Below are 17,197 nucleotides of genomic sequence, written 5' to 3'. Positions count from 1 at the left end.
ACATCCTTTCCTGAATCTATTCGTTTCCTGCAAAGGCATATTTCAGAACTTCTGTCATATGGGAAACCGGAATGATTTCCAATCCTTTTGTTATCTCAGCTGACAGGTCTTCCACATCCCTTTCATTTTCCTTTGGCACAAGAACGAGTTTCATCCCCGCGTTCCTTGCAGCCAGCAGTTTTTCCTTGAGCCCTCCGATTGGCAATACTCTCCCTCTCAGGGTAATCTCACCGGTCATGGCAACATCCGCCCTCACCTTTCTCCCCGTCACTGCAGACAGCATGGCCGTTGCCATCGTAATGCCTGCGGATGGGCCATCTTTTGGCACCGCACCTTCCGGAATATGGATGTGCATATCGTGCTTTTCAAAATAATCCGGCGCAACCAAATACTGTTCTCCCACAGAGCGGATATAGCTGATACCAGTACGGGCAGACTCTTTCATCACATCCCCAAGCTGACCTGTGAGGATCAGTTCCCCTTTTCCCGGCATCACATTGACCTCTATTTGAAGAGTATCCCCGCCCACGCTTGTCCACGCAAGTCCTCTCACGATTCCAACCTCATCTTCCTCGTTGGCTCTTTGGCAGTTATAACGCTCTCTCCCCAAATATTTCTCCAGGTTTCTCTCTGTCACATGGATTTCCGTCTTTTTCTTCTCCAGGAGTTCTCTTGCCGCTTTCCTGCAAATTTCTTCAATCTTTCTCTCCATCTGGCGTACGCCTGCTTCTTTTGTATAATTCAGCGCAATCTTCCAAAGTGCTTTTTTGCTTATTGAAAGCTGCTCCTTTTTCATCCCATGCCGCTGAATCTGTTTCGGCACAAGATGTTCTATGGCAATGTGCATTTTTTCATTTTCCGTATAGCTTGTGATCTCAATGACTTCCATTCTATCCAAAAGCGGTCTTGGAATGGTCTGCAGTGTGTTCGCTGTGGTGACAAAAGTCACCTCGGACAGATCCAGCGGCACTTCCAGGTAGTGGTCTCTGAATTTTGTGTTCTGCTCGCCATCCAGCACTTCCAGGAGCGCTGAAAATGTATCTCCTTTATAATCTGTGCTCACTTTGTCAATTTCATCCAAAAGAATCAAAGGATTTTTCACCCCTGCGCTCTTCATTGCATTTGCAATCCTTCCCGGCATGGAGCCCACATACGTTTTTCTGTGGCCCCGGATCTCTGCTTCATCGCGCACACCGCCAAGAGAAATCCGGACATACGGTTTTCCCATTGCCCTTGCCAAAGATTTTGCGATTGAAGTCTTCCCGGTTCCCGGAGGCCCCACAAGACATAGGATCGGGCTGTTTCCCTTTGGCGCAAGGGCGCGCACTGCCATGAATTCCAACACTCTTTCCTTAACCTTGGTAAGTCCGTAATGGTCTTCTTCCAAAACTTCTTTTGCATGGGCAAGGTCGTGTTCATCCGGAACGGTCCTGTCCCACGGCATCTCCAGCATAGTCTCAATATATGTACGAATCACTCCGTTCTCCGAAGGGTTGTTCATTGTATTACGAAACCTGGAAATCTCTTTTAACAGTTTGTTCTTTACTTCCTCCGGGGCCTTCAAATTTTTTGCCTGCTCCTCAAATTCATCCGCATCGGAAAAGGCGTTGTCCTCCCCCAATTCCTCGCGGATGAGTTTCAGCTGCTCTCTTAAAATGTATTCTCTTTGATTTTTATCTACTCTTTCCTTTACTTTTTCCTGAATGTCCGCTTTTAACCTCATGATCTGGATTTCATTCACCAGTTTATATAGCAGAAATTCATACCGCTCTATGAGGCTGTCCTTTTCCAGGATCTCCTGAAGTTCTTTATAGTGCAGAGGGACATTGGCCGCAATCTCATCCACCAGTTTTTTCAGATCATCGGTTTCCATGATCTGCATGGCACTTTCCCTTCCCATCTTTGGCATCTTTAAGCAGTACTCCAAATAGACGTCCTTAAGCCCTCTTAACATTGCCTCTCTGCTCAGCTCGTTTTCCTCATCCAGTCCTGTATCCTCCAGAATCTCCACCTCTGCCTCCATAAAAGGCTCTGTTTGGTTCATCTTTACGATACGCGCCCTTTGTTCGCCGCTGACCAGTACCCTTAATATATGTTTCGGCAGCTTTGCAAGCTGATTGACAGATGCGATCACCCCCACCTCATAGATGTCGTCAAGTCCAGGATCCTCTGTCTGTGTAGATTTCTGGGCTGTCAGAAAAATCATCTGTTCTGTGTCCATGGCATATTCCGCCGCTTTTATAGACTTTGTACGGCTGATGTCAAAATGGATCACCATCCGGGGCATCACTGTCATCCCGCGCAGAGCAATCACTGGAAGTTTCTTTTTCTTTTCACTCATGTTCTGCAACTCCTTGTCTAAAAGAGGGTGTTGTAAAACATAGATTTCACAACACCCCCGTGTGTATTCTTACGCACTTTCTGAAACTGTATCCTGATTGTAAAGTGGTTCTTTTCCTTCCTCCACCACTTCTTTTGTAATCCTGCATGTACGGATGCTCTCATCTGACGGTGCATGATACATGGTATCCATCATGATATTCTCCATGATCGCGCGCAGCCCTCTGGCTCCCGTCTTTCTGCGTATAGAAAGATCAGCGATCGCTTCCAAGGCATCATCGTCAAATTTCAGCTCAACATCGTCAAGCTCCATCAATTTCTGATACTGTTTCACTATCGCGTTTTTCGGCTCAACCAAAATTTTCATCAGAGCGTCCTTATCTAAAAGGTGCAGTGACACAGTCACCGGCACACGTCCTACCAATTCTGGAATCAGCCCATATTTTACCAAATCCTGGGGAAGAACATTTTCCAAAAGGATATCCACATTCTCCTCATGTTTGGATGCAATCTGTGCATTGAATCCAATAGACTTTCTGTCCATTCTGGTTTCAATCATCTTTTCAATTCCTTCAAAAGCTCCGCCGCAGATAAAGAGAATATTTGTTGTGTCTATCTGTATCAGTTCCTGGTGCGGATGCTTTCTTCCGCCCTGCGGAGGCACGGATGCAACTGTCCCCTCAACAATTTTAAGAAGAGCCTGCTGCACGCCCTCCCCCGAGACATCCCTTGTGATCGAAGGATTCTCTGATTTTCTCGTAATCTTGTCAATCTCGTCAATATAGATAATTCCATACTCCGCGCGCTCGATATCGCCGTCTGCAGCCTGGATCAATTTGAGGAGAATGTTCTCCACATCCTCACCCACATATCCGGCCTCTGTCAAAGCTGTTGCATCTGCAATGGCGAACGGTACATTCAATATCTTTGCCAGCGTCTGTGCAAGAAGTGTTTTTCCGCTTCCTGTAGGGCCGAGCATAAGTATATTGCTCTTTTGCAGTTCCATACCAAGGTTTCTTCCGGCCAAAATCCGCTTATAGTGATTGTACACTGCAACTGCCAGCACCTTTTTTGCCTCATCCTGTCCGATCACATAATCGTCCAAAAACGCTTTGATCTCTTCCGGTTTCAGAAGATTGATGGCATCCATCTTTTCTTCCTTTTCTTCTTCCTCAAATTCCTCTTCAATGATCTCAGAACAGGTTTCCACACACTCATCGCAGATAAAAACGCCGTTTGGACCTGCGATCAGTTTCCTGACCTGCGCCTGTGATTTATTACAAAAAGAACACCGAATTACTTCGTTCAATTTTCCTGCCATTTTATCACCTCTTTTTTTACACGGAAAGGGGATGCTCCTTTTGGAACAACCCCTTCGTGATTTTATATTACCGGTTTGTGATCACACTGTCGATCAAACCATATTCTTTTGCTTCCTGTGCAGACATGAAGTTATCCCTCTCCGTGTCAATCTGAATCTGCTCAAGACTCTGTCCCGTATTCTGTGCCAGAATCTCATTCAGTTTCCGGCGAGTCTTCAGGATGTGCTCTGCAGCGATCTGAATCTCCGTCGCCTGTCCCTGCGCCCCTCCTGAAGGCTGATGAATCATGATCTCCGCATTCGGAAGCGCAAGACGCTTTCCTTTCGCTCCTCCTGCGAGAAGGAATGAACCCATACTCGCTGCCATTCCCATACAAATAGTTGAGACATCACACTTAATATACTGCATCGTATCGTAAATAGCCAGTCCTGCCGTCACGGAGCCGCCAGGGCTGTTGATATAAAACTGGATGTCGCGATCCGGGTCTTCCGCCTCCAAAAATAACAGCTGTGAAACAATAAGGTTTGCGGATACATCCGTCACTTCTTCACCCAGAAAAATGATTCTGTCTTTTAATAATCTTGAATAAATGTCGTAAGAGCGTTCTCCACGGCTTGTTTGTTCAATGACATATGGTACTAAGCTCATGTTCTACCTCCTAAATCTGCGGCCATCCTATTTTTCTACTGCCGCATCTACAAGCAATGTCACTGCATCCTGCACTGCAATGTCCATCTTCATCTGCTCAACTTCTTTTTCTCCCATCAGAGATTTCAGCTTGTCAGTTTCCATCTGGTAAGCCTTGGCCATCTTTTCGAACTCTTCGTTCATTCTCTCTTCACTGACTTCAATGTTCTCTGCTTTTACAATCGCCTCAAGAATAAGCCTTGTCTGAATGCGTTTTAATGCCTGCGGTCTGAACTCTTCCATCATCTTGTCAAGTGTCATCCCTGTAAACTGTGCATACTGCTCCATGGTAAGTCCCTGTGCCTGAAGTCTTCTTGCAAAATCATCCACAAACTGTCTCGCCTGTGTATCGATCATTGCCTCAGGAATCTCCATTGTCGCATTTTCCACTGCCTTTGCAACTGCCTGGTCTTCCTGATTTCTCTTACCATCGTTAACTTTCTTTTCTTTGATTTTTGCTTTGATATCTGCTTTCAGTTCATCCAAAGTCTCAAACTCTGAAATCTCTGCTGCAAATTCATCATCAAGTTCCGGCAGCTCTTTTGCCTTAATTTCATGTACTGTACATTTGAATACTGCTTCTTTTCCTGCAAGATCTTTTGCATGGTACTCTTCCGGGAATGTCACTTTGACTTCCACTTCTTTTTCCGGTTCAGCGCCGATAAGCTGTTCTTCAAATCCCGGAATAAAGGTACCGGAACCGATTGTGAGTGAATAGTTCTCACCTTTTCCACCTTCGAAAGCAACTCCATCCACAAATCCCTCAAAATCAAGAACAACCTCATCTTTATCCTGAACAGGACGTCCCTCTACTGCAACTGTTCTTGCGTTTTTCTCCTGCTCCTGTGCAAGTCTCTCATCAATTTCTTTCTGAGTGACTCTGTTGGAGTATTTATCAACTTCCAATCCTTTGTATTCACCTAAGGTAACCTCTGGTTTTACAGCCACCTCAGCTGTGAAGATAAAAGGTTTTCCTTTTTCAATCTGTACTACGTTGATCGTTGGCTGTGATACAATTTCCAGTCCGCTCTCATCGTATGCTTTTGCATAGTGCTCTGGAATCAATGCGTTTGCTGCGTCATCATAGAAAATTTCTACGCCGTACATTTTTTCGATCATGTTGCGCGGTACTTTTCCTTTGCGGAATCCTGGCAAGCTGATTTTATTTTTCTGTTTTAAATATGCACCCTGCAGCGCTTTCTCCAGCTCTTCAGCAGAAACTTCGATTGTAAGTTTCGCCATGTTCTTCTCCATGTTTTCTACTTGTAAACTCATTTATCGTTTTCCTCCTTAAATATATCCGCCCGGTCATTCCCGGAAAGGTACAATTAATCTTCTGACTTTTCTATATACTCACAGTCATTGAAGTAGTATAGCATAAACCATACCAAATTGCTAGTCTTGAATTTCGTCTAAACGCAGGATTTTCAAAATCAGGTCATTCAACTCCTCCTCTGATATGGAGAAGGCTCTGTCTTTGCCTGCTTTCACCTTCAAAATGACAGTCTCCTTGTTTCCATACTCCACCCGGCTGTATGCGCTCTCCAAAAGCTCATAGGCATGGTTGATATAATCCCTCTGCATCTGCTGGTTGATTTCCTCCTCGCTGCCGGAGTATTCCCCAGCCTCGGCTTTGTTCATCAGCTCTTGTGAATCCTGTTTCACTCCTGCGACAAACACCGGAAAAATGTCTGTCGGCTGGATTTCCACGCTCACCTCGTATTCATTTCTGGAAATCTTATCTTCCTTTGTGACCTCATAGCGCATGACCGCAAAAATCTCTTTTGTCAGATTTTCAAAACGGGCTCTATCGCTATCCGCCACCTCGATTCCACCTGTGATATTGTTCTCAACAAACGCGGCCACCTGCTTTTCATACTGTTCTTCCATCTCTTCTTCCGTTACATTCTTCATGATACTTGCAGCCTCTTTTGTCTCCCCTTGAAACATATGGTCCAGTACTGCCTGAGTGTACCCTTTTGCGTCAAAGTCACGGAAATAGAAGAACAAACCTGTGCCTGCGGCCACGATCAAAATCACTGCCACAATGATCCACTTTTTATGTTTCTTCATTCAAACCTCCTATTCTTTTCGATATACGATTCCCTCATTCACCAAAGACACAGCGTCCCCTCCCGCCAGTTTCTCAAGTATCAGAAGTGCAAACTCCAAGGATGCTGCCATAGCGCGCCCTGTGATGATGTTGCCATCACACACTGCCGGCTCGTCAATAAACAGTGCATCTTTCAAATGAGCCTTACGGCTTGGATGGCATACAGCCTTCTTTCCTCTTAAAAGTCCCATATCTCCCAGAATTCCAGGAGCCGCGCAGATGGCTGCCACATATTTTCCCTCACGCGCAAATTTCTCTGTCAGTACTTTGACACCATGATGTGCGTTCAGGTTATCCGTTCCCACAGTGCCTCCCGGCAAAATCAGGATGTCTATTTCATCATAATCTACTTCGTCAAACAATTTATCTGCCTGTAATGAAATTCCGTTCGATGTTACCACGTTTTTGCTTTCCTTGACAGACACTGTCCAGGTCTCAATCCCTGCTCTTCTCAACACATCTACGACAGTCAGGCCTTCAATGGTCTCAAATCCATCCGCTAAAAATATGCATGCTTTTTTCATGGTAAATCCTTCCTTCCTGAAAATTATCCATATCAATTCACTTTGCATTCTAACAAAAGCCTGGCAAAAATGCAAATACATTTACTTCTATCCCCTATTATATTATGATAATGAAAAAGGAGGATAACATATCTATGGAAATTGAAAGAAAGTTTTTGCCAAAGGAACTGCCGTTTCATCTTGAAGATCACCCTCATATCCAAATGGAGCAGGGATATCTCTGCACAGCCCCTGTTGTAAGAGTCAGAAGAGAAGGTGGACAGTATGTACTGACCTATAAATCCAGTGGTATGATGGCACGGGAGGAGTATAATCTTCCTCTCACCCGGCAGGCCTATGAACATCTTGCCGAAAAGATCGATGGATGTCTGATCAAAAAGACACGCTATCGGATTCCCCTGGATAACGGCCTTACAGCTGAGCTCGACGTCTTTTTGCCTCCGCACGCTCCTCTGAAGCTTCTGGAGGTGGAATTCCCGAACAAAGAGAGCGCTCTCTCTTTTGAGCCCCCTTCCTGGTTTGGAGATGACGTCACCTTTGATCCGCGTTATCACAACAGCAATATGATCCATATAACAAAGTGGCAAGCCCAGCTAAGCTCCCCTTCCTCTCACTCATGAGAGGCTCTGCACTTTGCGCTCGCCACACAAAAAGGAGGTTTCCCTGAGTTTGGTCTCATTCCAAAACAGGAAACCTCCTTGTTCTTTTTTATGTTTAATCCGCAAGCCCGAATCCATCGTGCACTGCGATCACAGCTTTTTCTGCATCATTTTCACGGATCAACACAGTAATGCGGATCTCCGATGTGGAAATCATGTTGATATTGATTCCACAATTATACAAAGACTCAAACATTGTAGCCGCAACACCCGGATTTGTCATCATTCCCGCACCTACGATAGAAATCTTTGCGACATCTTCATCGTATTTAATTTCCTGGATGGTCAAATCTTCCTTTTCCCTTTCCAGTACATCCAACGTCTCTTTTAAATCGTCCTGGGACACAGTAAATGTGATATCCTTTGTACCCTCGCGCCCGATAGACTGCAGAATAATGTCAATATTGATTTTATTCTTTGACAGTGTATTGAAAATACGGAATGCTGTTCCCGGCCTGTCTTTAATCCCAATCACTGAGATTCTCGCAATATTTTTGTCAGCTGTCACTCCGCTTATGAGCATTTTTTCCATTTTTGCACCCTCCTTGACAACGGTTCCTTCGTTATTGTTCAGACTGGAGCGGACGACAAGAGGCACTCTGTATTTCTTCGCCATTTCAACGGAACGGTTGTGCAGTACCTTCGCCCCGTGGGACGCCAGTTCCAGCATCTCATCATAAGTGATCTGTGAAAGTTTCCTTGCATCCTTTACAATACGGGGATCCGCAGTATATACTCCGTCCACATCTGTAAAGATTTCACACAAATCCGCGTGCAGCACTGCAGCCAGTGCCACTGCCGTGGTGTCAGATCCACCCCGGCCAAGTGTTGTGTAATCATCATATTTGTTTACTGCCTGGAATCCGGTTACGATAACGATCTTTCTGGAATCCAGCTCATGGCGGATCCGCTCCGTATCCACGCGCTTAAATCTGGAATTTCCATATTTTGATGTGGAATGCATCATGACCTGAAAAGCATTGAGCGATACCGCCGGTACATCCAGCGCGTTCATCGCCATGGCCATCAAAGCCACAGATGTCTGCTCTCCTGTGGTGAGCAGCATATCCAGTTCTCTTTTCGGAGCATTCGGATTGATGTCATTGGCAAGGCTTAAAAGTTCATCTGTCGTATCTCCCATTGCTGACAGCACGACAACTACATCATGCCCTTTTTTGTAATCCTCAATACAGCGTTTCGCCACGTTAAAAATTCTTTCTTTGTTTGCCACGGAAGTTCCGCCAAACTTTTTTACTATCAGCATTGTCTCCTCCTAGCGGGACAGTAAATGTTCCATCAGACGATATCCGTCCTCCCATACTGTTCCTGTTTTATTGGCAGTGTTTTCCTGGTACGCACTCTGCCCCTCCACTGCCTTTTTGCTGTCAAAAAGCAAATATGGTACCGGGTCCATCGTATGCGTGCGTCTGGCAATCGGTGTCGGATGGTCCGGCAACACTAACATTCTATATTCTTCGGCAGATTTGTCAAGTCTTTCCCGTATTCTTCCGATAATCTGTCCGTCAATATTTTCAATGGCCTTGATCTTTTTCTGAATGCTGCCCTGGTGTCCCATCTCATCCGGTGCTTCTATATGAACATAGACAAAGTCATAATTTTCCCGCAAAAGCGCTTTTACTGCTGCATCCGCCTTGCCTTCGTAATTGGTATCCAGCCCTCCGTTTGCTCCCGGCACAAGGATATTGGTGAGCCCAGCTCCCACTGCGATGCCTTTTAAAAGGTCCACTGCTGAGATCATAGCTCCTTTAAGCCCTGTCTTTTCCTCAAAGCTGTCCAAAGCCGGTCTTGTTCCTGCTCCCCAAAACCAGGCGGAATTTGCCGGATTTAACCCGTTGGCCTTTCTAGTCTTGTTGATTGGGTGTTGTGAAAGAATTGCATAACTCTTCTCCATCATTTCCAAAAGCACTTCATCCTTTGGAAGGTACCCCCCAATTGTCTTTCCCAGTATATCGTGCGGAGGAGTCAGCTCCACAAGCTGCCCATTTTCCCAGATAAGCAAATGTCTGTAGCTTGTTCCCGCATAAAAATGATACCCTTCTCCTTTAAGACCTTTTTTCAAATCCTCCAAAAGTATTTTTGCATCTTCCGTGCTGATTTCGTCTGAACTGTGGTCAATGATCACTTTTTCTTGGTACTCCTTCTGTTCTTCGGATACCGTGACGAGATTGCACCGAAAAGAAACATCTGTACTCTTCATCGGAACACCAATGCTTAAAGCCTCCAAAGGAGAACGACCTGAATAGTATACCTTTGGATCGTACCCGAGTACGGAAAGGTTTGCCGTATCACTGCCAGGACTCATTCCTTTTGGAACCATATAAGCCATCCCAAGCTCCGACACCCCGGCCATGCTGTCCATATACGGCTTTCTGGCAGCCTCCATCGTGGTCTTTCCTCCAAGTTCTTTTAAAGGTTCTCCTGCCATTCCGTCTGCCAAAACTACTATATACTTCATTCATCCACCCGCTTTCTTTTCCCTAAACCTCTCAGCTTTTAAATCGTATCATATGTATGATATTCTCAAACTTTTTCGCGCATGCATCGTACGCGCCTTCCATCATCGCCGCTGTGACAAAGGCGAACTCGCCCTCCAAGCCATCTGCTTTCACAAATTTTACCTCTCCGAAGACCTCCTCTACTTTCTCTTTCCATTCTTCCTTTTCCCCGCTCATCCGGACAAAGAAATGACGAATGGCATCTGCCTTGTCTTCAATTTCCAGTTTCTCGCTTTTCCACATGGTCATCACATTGCGTTTCAGATTTTTTGCCGCCTCAACAACATCTGCCACAACTGCGCTCGCTGTTGGAAGTTTTCCAGCGCCGCTTCCATAGAACATCGCATCGCCGAGCACATTTCCCTTCACAAAAATAGCATTGAACACTCCGTTTACACTGTAAAGCGGATTTTCCGGAGTAAGCAGGAACGGTGCCACGAGAGCGTACAGCTTTCCTCTGTCTCTTTTGCTGGATGCCAAAAGTTTAATGGTCATTCCCATCTCTTTTGCATATTTCATATCCTCAGCTGTAATTTTTGTAATCCCCTCTGTGTAGATATCCTGGAAATCCACATGCTGTCCGGAAATAAGTGAGGAGAGGATTGCAATCTTTCTGCAGGAATCATATCCTTCCACATCAGACTCCGGGTTTCGCTCCGCATACCCGTTCTCCTGAGCTTCCTTTAACACGTCATCATAATCTGCACCCTCGTAAAACATCTTTGTCAGCATATAGTTTGTCGTGCCATTTAAAATTCCTGTGATCTCCTCAATCTCGTCAGCTGTCATGGAGGAATTCAGTGCGCGTATGATCGGAATGCCTCCCCCTACGCTCGCCTCAAAAAGGAAATTAATATTTTTTTCCTTTGCAATAGCCAAAAGTTCCGGCCCATGCGCAGCGACAAGCGCTTTGTTGGAAGTTGCAACGCTTTTTCCCGCCAGAAGGCTTCGTTTCACGAAAGTGTATGCCGGCTCAATGCCTCCCATGACCTCCACCACGATTTTGATCTCCTCGTCGCCTAGAATTTCCTCAAAATCATGTGTGATCAGATCCTGTACCGGCTCACCTGGAAAATCTCGGATATCCAGAACTTTCTTGATCTTTATCTCATCGCCCACTCTCTGATTGATGAGTTTTCCGTTTGTATGAATGACTTCCACCACACCAGAACCTACTGTACCATATCCTAATACTGCTATATTCACCATTTCATCCTACCCCCTGCCTACAATCTTCAGATAATGTATTTCGTTTTGCCGCTCCATCTCATCCACCATATCGGAAATATTTCCTGTGGTCGACATCACTTCCAGGCTCAACGTCAATGTCGCAATTCCGTTGAGGGGAATACTCTGATGGATTGTCAGGATATTTGCCCGATACTGCGCAATTTTGTTCAAAATATCTGCAAGCACCCCCGGCTTGTCATCCAGCTGGATGACAAGAGTCACGGTCTGTCCTTTTTCTGTCTCATGAAATGGAAAAATGTCCTCTTTGTACTTATAAAAAGAACTTCTGCTGATTCCTGTCAACTCCACTGCCTCCTGGACAGTGTTCACTTTCCCGGAATCAAGGAGTCTTTTTGCCTCAACCACTTTTAAAAGCACTTCCGGCAGGGCATTTTTCTTCACAACATAATATTTATTCTGCTCCACTTTGTATTCCTCCCATCGAGTCCGTTTACAGACTACATTTGTGCGTCATACAAAGAATATTATCACAGCTTTTCCGTTACAGCAACTATTTCTTGCTGATATATTTCAAATATGCATTGATAAACAAGTCCAGCTCTCCATCCAGCACAGCCTGTACATTGCCGCTCTCCACATTTGTCCTGTGATCCTTTACCAACGTATACGGCTGCATCACATAGGAGCGGATCTGATTGCCAAAGCCAATCTCTTTTACTTCTCCCCGGATATCCGAGACCTTGTCTGCCTGCTCCTGCTGTTTCAAAAGATAGAGCTTTGCCTTGAGCATCTGCAGAGCTTTTTCTCTATTGTTATGCTGAGAGCGCTCATTCTGGCACTGCACCACGATTCCGGTAGGAAGGTGGGTGATACGGATTGCGGAGGATGTCTTATTGACATGCTGTCCTCCTGCACCGCTGGACCGGTAGGTGTCGATCTTCAGCTCATCTTCGTTGATCTCAATGTCAATGTCCTCCTCAATATCCGGAAGGACATCGCAGGATGCAAACGAGGTCTGTCTTTTACCCGCGGCATTGAAAGGAGAAATCCTCACAAGTCTGTGAACACCTTTTTCCGATTTCAAATATCCGTAAGCATTTTCTCCGTTTACCTGAAATGTCACAGCCTTGATACCTGCCACATCCCCGTCCAGGAAATCCAGCACTTCCACAGAAAATCCTCTCTTTTCCGCCCACCTGGTGTACATGCGGTAGAGCATTCCTGCCCAGTCGCACGACTCTGTGCCTCCTGCCCCCGCGTGCAGCGTCACGATCGCATTGTCCCTGTCGTACTCTCCGTGAAGCAGTGTCTGGATCCTAAGATCATCAAACTTCTTCTCAAACCCTTCCAACTCATCCCTGATCTCTGGCACCAGACCTTCATCTTCCTCCTCATATGCCATCTCTATGAGCAGCTGAATGTCCTCGTACGCCTGCCGGATCTGTCCTGCTGTGTCCAGGACATCTTTTAAGCCTTTGAGCTCTTTCATCACCTTCTGGGATTCCTCGGGCTCATCCCAAAAATCTGGCTCCTCCATTTTCTTTTCCAGTTCTTCTACCCGTTTTTCCTTGCCAGCCAGGTCAAAGAGATCCCCTCATTTCCTCTAATGGCTCCTCATAACTGCTGATCACACTTTTAAACTGGTCTAATTCAACCATTAATTCTCACCTCTCTACTCAAAAAGGTGTGGCAGCTCTGGTCTGTCACACCCCTTTATTTTTATTTCTTTCTATCGATTTCTATCAGCTTGCGTTCCTTCCACAGCACTGTTTATATTTCTTTCCGCTTCCGCACGGGCATGGATCGTTCGGATAAATCTTCTTCTCTTCGCGTTTTTTAGGGGCACGGGCAGCGCTCTCGTCTTTGTTCGTACCCGTCACTTTTGCCACCTGCTCTCTCTCCACCTTTTGCTCCATCTGTACGCGGAAGAGTGTACCAATCGTGTCATGGGCGATCGCATTGGTCATCTCACCGAACATATCGTAGCCAAGCATTTTATACTCGACTTTTGGATCTCTCTGGCCATAAGCCTGCAGGCCAATACCCTGGCGCAGCTGATCCATGTCGTCGATATGGTCCATCCATTTTGCGTCGATCACCTTCAGAAGCACCACGCGCTCCACTTCCCTTAAATGCTCTGGTTCCGGGAACTCAGACTCTTTCATCTCGTATGCTTTTGTCGCACGCTCTTTCAGAAGATGTTTGAGCTCCTTGACATTCTTATCTTTTACATCATCCTCAGTCACAGGATCAATCGTAGGAATGACATTCAAAAGATCTAAGTTCAGGCTCTTCAAATCCCACTCATCGTACTCACTGTTTTCAGCAGCGATCTTATCCACTGCATTCTCCACGTAATCTGCCAGCATATGGTAGATGGAATCTCTCATGCTCTCCCCGTCGAGCACACGTCTTCTCTCCTCATAGATGATCTCTCTTTGCTCATTCATAACCTGGTCATAGTCGAGCAGGTTTTTACGGATTCCAAAGTTGTTACTCTCAATCTTCTTCTGTGCTTTTTCAATAGCACTGGAAAGCATTTTGTGCTCAATCTGCTCTCCATCCTCCACCCCAAGGGTATTAAATACATTCATCAAACGCTCAGAGCCAAACAGACGCATCAGATCGTCCTCCAGAGAAATATAGAATCTGGACTCTCCCGGATCACCCTGACGTCCTGCACGGCCGCGCAGCTGATTGTCAATACGTCTGGACTCGTGGCGCTCTGTACCGATGATCTTCAGACCACCGGCCTCTCTCGCCTCATCGTCCAGCTTAATATCCGTACCACGTCCGGCCATGTTGGTCGCAATGGTCACTGCACCGTGCTGACCTGCCTGCGCAACGATCTCCGCCTCTTTTTCATGAAACTTCGCGTTCAGTACATTGTGCTTGATGCCACGTTTTTTGAGCATCTTGCTGAGCAGCTCGGAAATCTCGATGGTGATCGTACCTACCAATACCGGCTGGCCTGTCGCATGGGCGCGCTCGACCTCATCCGCAACTGCTTTGTATTTCTCTTCTTTTGTCTTGTACACAGCATCGTCCAAATCCTGTCTCTGCACTGGTTTGTTTGTCGGAATCTCCACAACGTCCATGCCGTAGATGTCACGGAACTCTTTTTCCTCTGTCAGAGCAGTACCGGTCATACCTGCCTTTTTATCAAACTTATTGAACAAGTTCTGGAAAGTGATCGTAGCCAGGGTCTTGCTCTCACGTTTTACTTTTACATGCTCTTTTGCCTCAATCGCCTGATGAAGTCCGTCTGAATAACGGCGTCCCGGCATGATACGTCCGGTAAACTCGTCTACGATCATAACCTCATCATCGTCCGTCACCACGTAGTCTTTGTCGCGGAACATCAGGTTATGCGCACGCAGGGCCAAAATAATATTGTGCTGGATCTCCAAATTTTCCGGGTCTGCAAGGTTTTCAATATGGAAGAACTGCTCAACCTTCTTCACACCGTCTTCTGTCAGGTTGATGTTCTTTTCCTTTTCGTTGACAATGAAATCTCCGGTCTCTTCAATATCCTCGCCCATAATGGCGTTCATCTTTGTAAACTCGCCGCTTGCCTCTCCTTTTTCCAGCTGTCTTGCCAGAATATCACACATCTCATACAGTTTGGTTGACTTTCCACTCTGTCCGGAAATGATGAGCGGCGTTCTCGCCTCATCAATCAGCACAGAGTCAACCTCATCGATGATGGCATAATGCAGGCCCCTCTGCACAAGCTGCTCTTTGTAGATGACCATGTTATCTCTCAGATAATCAAATCCGAGCTCATTGTTTGTCACGTATGTAATGTCACATTCATACTGTTTTCTTCTCTCGTCATTATCCATGTCATTTAAGACCACTCCGACAGTGAGGCCCAAAAATTCATGGACTTTTCCCATCCATTCCGCGTCACGCTTTGCCAGGTAATCATTGACTGTGACAATGTGCACACCCTTTCCTTCCAATGCATTCAGATAGGCCGGAAGAGTGGAAACTAATGTCTTACCCTCACCAGTCTTCATCTCCGCAATACGTCCCTGATGGAGGATAATACCACCGATCAGCTGTACGCGGAAGTGTCTCATCCCAAGGACACGGACTGCTGCCTCTCTCACTGTCGCAAACGCCTCTGGAAGAATATCGTCCAGAGTTTCACCGTTTTCCAGTCTTTCTTTATATTCTCTTGTTTTATCCCTCAACTCTTCGTCGGATAGTGCCTGCATCTTTGGCTCCAGAGATTCAATATAATCCACGATCGGATAAATTCTCTTCAGCTCGTGCTGGCTGTGTGTTCCAAATATTTTTTCTATAAAGCTCATACCTAACTCCTTGTCTGTTTTTACCTTCTAGCCTGCCCACATCCCTCTAAAAGCGGAACGAAATCTCCTACAGACTAAGTAAACTCTGCTCATTATTTTAACACCAACTTCACTTTTGTTCAATACATTTATGCAGTGTTCACAAACTCTTCTCAACAAATTCACATCTCTTTTACCGTCTCATAAGGAACAGACCCGCCAAACAGATCCAGACCACTGCCAACCGTAAAATCAAGCCGTCCTTCACTAAATTCTTGAAACCGCTCTATCTCCTCAAGGGAATGGAGGCCTCCTGCGTAGGTGATCGGTATTCCTCTCCATGACGCAAGCATTCTTACAAGGTCTTCTTCCATACCAGCTCCCTTTCCCTCCACGTCAACACCATGTACAAGAAACTCATCGCAGTAGCCGGAAAGCTCATCCAGCACCTTGTGGGTGAGCACCACATCGGTAAATGTCTGCCATCGATCTGTCACAATATAATACTTTCCCTCTTTTTTCCTGCAGCTTAAGTCAAGTACAATGTGCTCTTTTCCAACTGCTTTTTTCAGTTTCTCCAGATTCTCCCACATGATCTGTCCATTTCGGAAAACAAAAGAGGTCACGATCACATGACTCGCGCCAAGGAGAATGTAATTGGCTGCATTCTCATCCGTAATTCCCCCACCGATCTGAAGACCTCCCGGATAGATGCTCAGCGCCTGTAAAGCCTGCATCCTTGACGCATTGTAATAGGGGGAATCTTTCGCGTTGAGCAAGATCACATGTCCCCCTTTCAGTCCGTCCGCCCGGTACAGGGCAGCGTAATAGGCAGCGCCATACCCGGAGACAAAATTTGTGTCTGCTTTGTCCTGCCCATCCTTTAGCGTGCCTCCGACAATCTGCTTGATGGCCCCATTATGTATATCAATACATGGTCTAAAATGCATTCCTTTCTCCTCCATATACAAAAACACCGCAGCGCTGAGTTTTGCTGCGGCATTGTTTTCTACTGTTTTTCCGGCTCCTCATAGTCTTCACCGAATGTGTCTACGGTTACGCTCTTCATCCTCTGTACTTCCAGCGGACGGTCGCTGTAGTCCGTCGCAGTCTCTGCAATCTTATTTACGATATCCATTCCTTCCACAACCTTGCCAAATGCAGCGTATGCTCCGTCAAGGTGCGGTGCTGCCTCGTGCATAATGAAGAACTGGCTTCCTGCAGAGTCCGGATGCATGGCCCTTGCCATGGAAAGTACGCCCGGCTCATGTTTCAGATCATTTGCAAAACCATTCTGGGCAAACTCTCCCTTAATTTGATATCCCGGACCTCCCATTCCATTTCCATCCGGGCATCCCCCCTGGATCATAAAGCCACGGATCACCCGGTGGAAGATCAGTCCATCGTAAAATCCATTTTTTACGAGGGAAACAAAATTTTTCACAGTGTTCGGTGCAATTTCAGGGTACAGTTCTGCCTTTATCACATCCCCGTTTTCCATTGTAATTGTAACTACTGGATTTGTCATGTTTTTGCTCTCTCCTTAC

General features: G+C 46.0%; 15 protein-coding genes. 1 reads left to right on the top strand and 14 read right to left on the bottom strand.

The features are described 5' to 3' along the window. Nucleotides 1–16 precede the first annotated feature (16 nt). The 6 genes from lon to B5F18_RS06800 all read right to left on the bottom strand — a co-directional run bounded on the left by lon (nt 17) and on the right by B5F18_RS06800 (nt 6,986). On the bottom strand, nt 17–2,341 hold the full coding sequence (gene lon, locus B5F18_RS06825) for an endopeptidase La (protein ID WP_087156930.1): 2,325 nt from the start codon (nt 2,339–2,341) through the stop codon (nt 17–19). 69 nt (nt 2,342–2,410) lie between these two features. After that, on the bottom strand, nt 2,411–3,661 hold the full coding sequence (clpX, locus tag B5F18_RS06820) for an ATP-dependent Clp protease ATP-binding subunit ClpX (protein WP_087156929.1): 1,251 nt from the start codon (nt 3,659–3,661) through the stop codon (nt 2,411–2,413). A 67-nt stretch (nt 3,662–3,728) separates the two neighbouring features. Further along, the gene (clpP, locus tag B5F18_RS06815) at nt 3,729–4,310 is read right to left on the bottom strand and encodes an ATP-dependent Clp endopeptidase proteolytic subunit ClpP (protein WP_087156928.1); all 582 of its coding nucleotides are present in this window, start codon (nt 4,308–4,310) and stop codon (nt 3,729–3,731) included. A 27-nt stretch (nt 4,311–4,337) separates the two neighbouring features. Then, complete coding sequence (gene tig / locus B5F18_RS06810) at nt 4,338–5,624, bottom strand: trigger factor (protein WP_087156927.1); 1,287 nt, start codon at nt 5,622–5,624, stop codon at nt 4,338–4,340. A gap of 120 nt (nt 5,625–5,744) precedes the next feature. Further along, nucleotides 5,745–6,422: a hypothetical protein gene (locus tag B5F18_RS06805; RefSeq protein ID WP_087156926.1), complete on the bottom strand. Its 678-nt coding sequence runs from the start codon at nt 6,420–6,422 to the stop codon at nt 5,745–5,747. A 9-nt stretch (nt 6,423–6,431) separates the two neighbouring features. Beyond that, entirely contained in the window at nt 6,432–6,986 is a 555-nt protein-coding gene (locus tag B5F18_RS06800) for a DJ-1 family glyoxalase III (RefSeq protein ID WP_087156925.1), read from the bottom strand. Between the two features lie 134 nt (nt 6,987–7,120). On the opposite strand from B5F18_RS06800, the gene B5F18_RS06795 reads away from it, so the two are divergent. Beyond that, the gene (locus tag B5F18_RS06795; RefSeq protein ID WP_087156924.1) at nt 7,121–7,606 is read left to right on the top strand and encodes a CYTH domain-containing protein; all 486 of its coding nucleotides are present in this window, start codon (nt 7,121–7,123) and stop codon (nt 7,604–7,606) included. A gap of 94 nt (nt 7,607–7,700) precedes the next feature. On the opposite strand, the gene B5F18_RS06790 is transcribed toward B5F18_RS06795, so the two are convergent. The 8 genes from B5F18_RS06790 to B5F18_RS06755 all read right to left on the bottom strand — a co-directional run bounded on the left by B5F18_RS06790 (nt 7,701) and on the right by B5F18_RS06755 (nt 17,178). Next, complete coding sequence (locus B5F18_RS06790; RefSeq protein WP_087156923.1) at nt 7,701–8,909, bottom strand: aspartate kinase; 1,209 nt, start codon at nt 8,907–8,909, stop codon at nt 7,701–7,703. Nucleotides 8,910–8,918: 9 nt separating this feature from the next. Further along, nucleotides 8,919–10,121 carry a cofactor-independent phosphoglycerate mutase gene (locus B5F18_RS06785; RefSeq protein WP_087156922.1) on the bottom strand — a complete coding sequence of 401 codons (1,203 nt, stop codon included), beginning with the start codon at nt 10,119–10,121 and terminating at the stop codon, nt 8,919–8,921. Nucleotides 10,122–10,152: 31 nt separating this feature from the next. After that, entirely contained in the window at nt 10,153–11,370 is a 1,218-nt protein-coding gene (locus B5F18_RS06780) for a homoserine dehydrogenase (protein WP_087156921.1), read from the bottom strand. 6 nt (nt 11,371–11,376) lie between these two features. Beyond that, nucleotides 11,377–11,817 (bottom strand): ACT domain-containing protein, encoded by a 441-nt coding sequence (locus tag B5F18_RS06775; RefSeq protein WP_087156920.1) that lies wholly within the window; start codon nt 11,815–11,817, stop codon nt 11,377–11,379. 85 nt (nt 11,818–11,902) lie between these two features. After that, nucleotides 11,903–13,010 (bottom strand): peptide chain release factor 2 gene (prfB, locus tag B5F18_RS06770; protein WP_143468381.1). Its coding sequence is split into 2 segments (ribosomal slippage): nt 11,903–12,934 and nt 12,936–13,010, totalling 1,107 coding nucleotides; the frame shifts between segments, so codons are not numbered across the junction. Between the two features lie 84 nt (nt 13,011–13,094). After that, nucleotides 13,095–15,671 (bottom strand): preprotein translocase subunit SecA, encoded by a 2,577-nt coding sequence (secA, locus tag B5F18_RS06765; protein ID WP_087156918.1) that lies wholly within the window; start codon nt 15,669–15,671, stop codon nt 13,095–13,097. A 161-nt stretch (nt 15,672–15,832) separates the two neighbouring features. Beyond that, on the bottom strand, nt 15,833–16,600 hold the full coding sequence (gene hisA, locus B5F18_RS06760; protein WP_087156917.1) for a phosphoribosylformimino-5-aminoimidazole carboxamide ribotide isomerase: 768 nt from the start codon (nt 16,598–16,600) through the stop codon (nt 15,833–15,835). Between the two features lie 59 nt (nt 16,601–16,659). Beyond that, entirely contained in the window at nt 16,660–17,178 is a 519-nt protein-coding gene (locus tag B5F18_RS06755; RefSeq protein WP_087156916.1) for a peptidylprolyl isomerase, read from the bottom strand. Nucleotides 17,179–17,197 lie beyond the last annotated feature (19 nt).

Origin of the sequence: Lachnoclostridium sp. An181 (assembly GCF_002160325.1) — a bacterium.
In the GTDB taxonomy this organism is placed as follows: Bacteria; Bacillota; Clostridia; order Lachnospirales; family Lachnospiraceae; genus An181.
This window is presented reverse-complemented; position numbering and strand designations above follow the sequence as displayed.

Coding starts and splice junctions, on each gene's coding strand:
- clpX (WP_087156929.1), bottom strand. CDS start 3,661: ATGGCAGGAAAATTGAACGAAGTAATTCGGTGTTCTTTTTGTAATAAA.
- B5F18_RS06805 (WP_087156926.1), bottom strand. CDS start 6,422: ATGAAGAAACATAAAAAGTGGATCATTGTGGCAGTGATTTTGATCGTG.
- tig (WP_087156927.1), bottom strand. CDS start 5,624: ATGAGTTTACAAGTAGAAAACATGGAGAAGAACATGGCGAAACTTACA.
- hisA (WP_087156917.1), bottom strand. CDS start 16,600: ATGCATTTTAGACCATGTATTGATATACATAATGGGGCCATCAAGCAG.
- clpP (WP_087156928.1), bottom strand. CDS start 4,310: ATGAGCTTAGTACCATATGTCATTGAACAAACAAGCCGTGGAGAACGC.
- B5F18_RS06755 (WP_087156916.1), bottom strand. CDS start 17,178: ATGACAAATCCAGTAGTTACAATTACAATGGAAAACGGGGATGTGATA.
- B5F18_RS06785 (WP_087156922.1), bottom strand. CDS start 10,121: ATGAAGTATATAGTAGTTTTGGCAGACGGAATGGCAGGAGAACCTTTA.
- secA (WP_087156918.1), bottom strand. CDS start 15,671: ATGAGCTTTATAGAAAAAATATTTGGAACACACAGCCAGCACGAGCTG.
- B5F18_RS06800 (WP_087156925.1), bottom strand. CDS start 6,986: ATGAAAAAAGCATGCATATTTTTAGCGGATGGATTTGAGACCATTGAA.
- B5F18_RS06795 (WP_087156924.1), top strand. CDS start 7,121: ATGGAAATTGAAAGAAAGTTTTTGCCAAAGGAACTGCCGTTTCATCTT.
- B5F18_RS06790 (WP_087156923.1), bottom strand. CDS start 8,909: ATGCTGATAGTAAAAAAGTTTGGCGGAACTTCCGTGGCAAACAAAGAA.
- B5F18_RS06780 (WP_087156921.1), bottom strand. CDS start 11,370: ATGGTGAATATAGCAGTATTAGGATATGGTACAGTAGGTTCTGGTGTG.
- lon (WP_087156930.1), bottom strand. CDS start 2,341: ATGAGTGAAAAGAAAAAGAAACTTCCAGTGATTGCTCTGCGCGGGATG.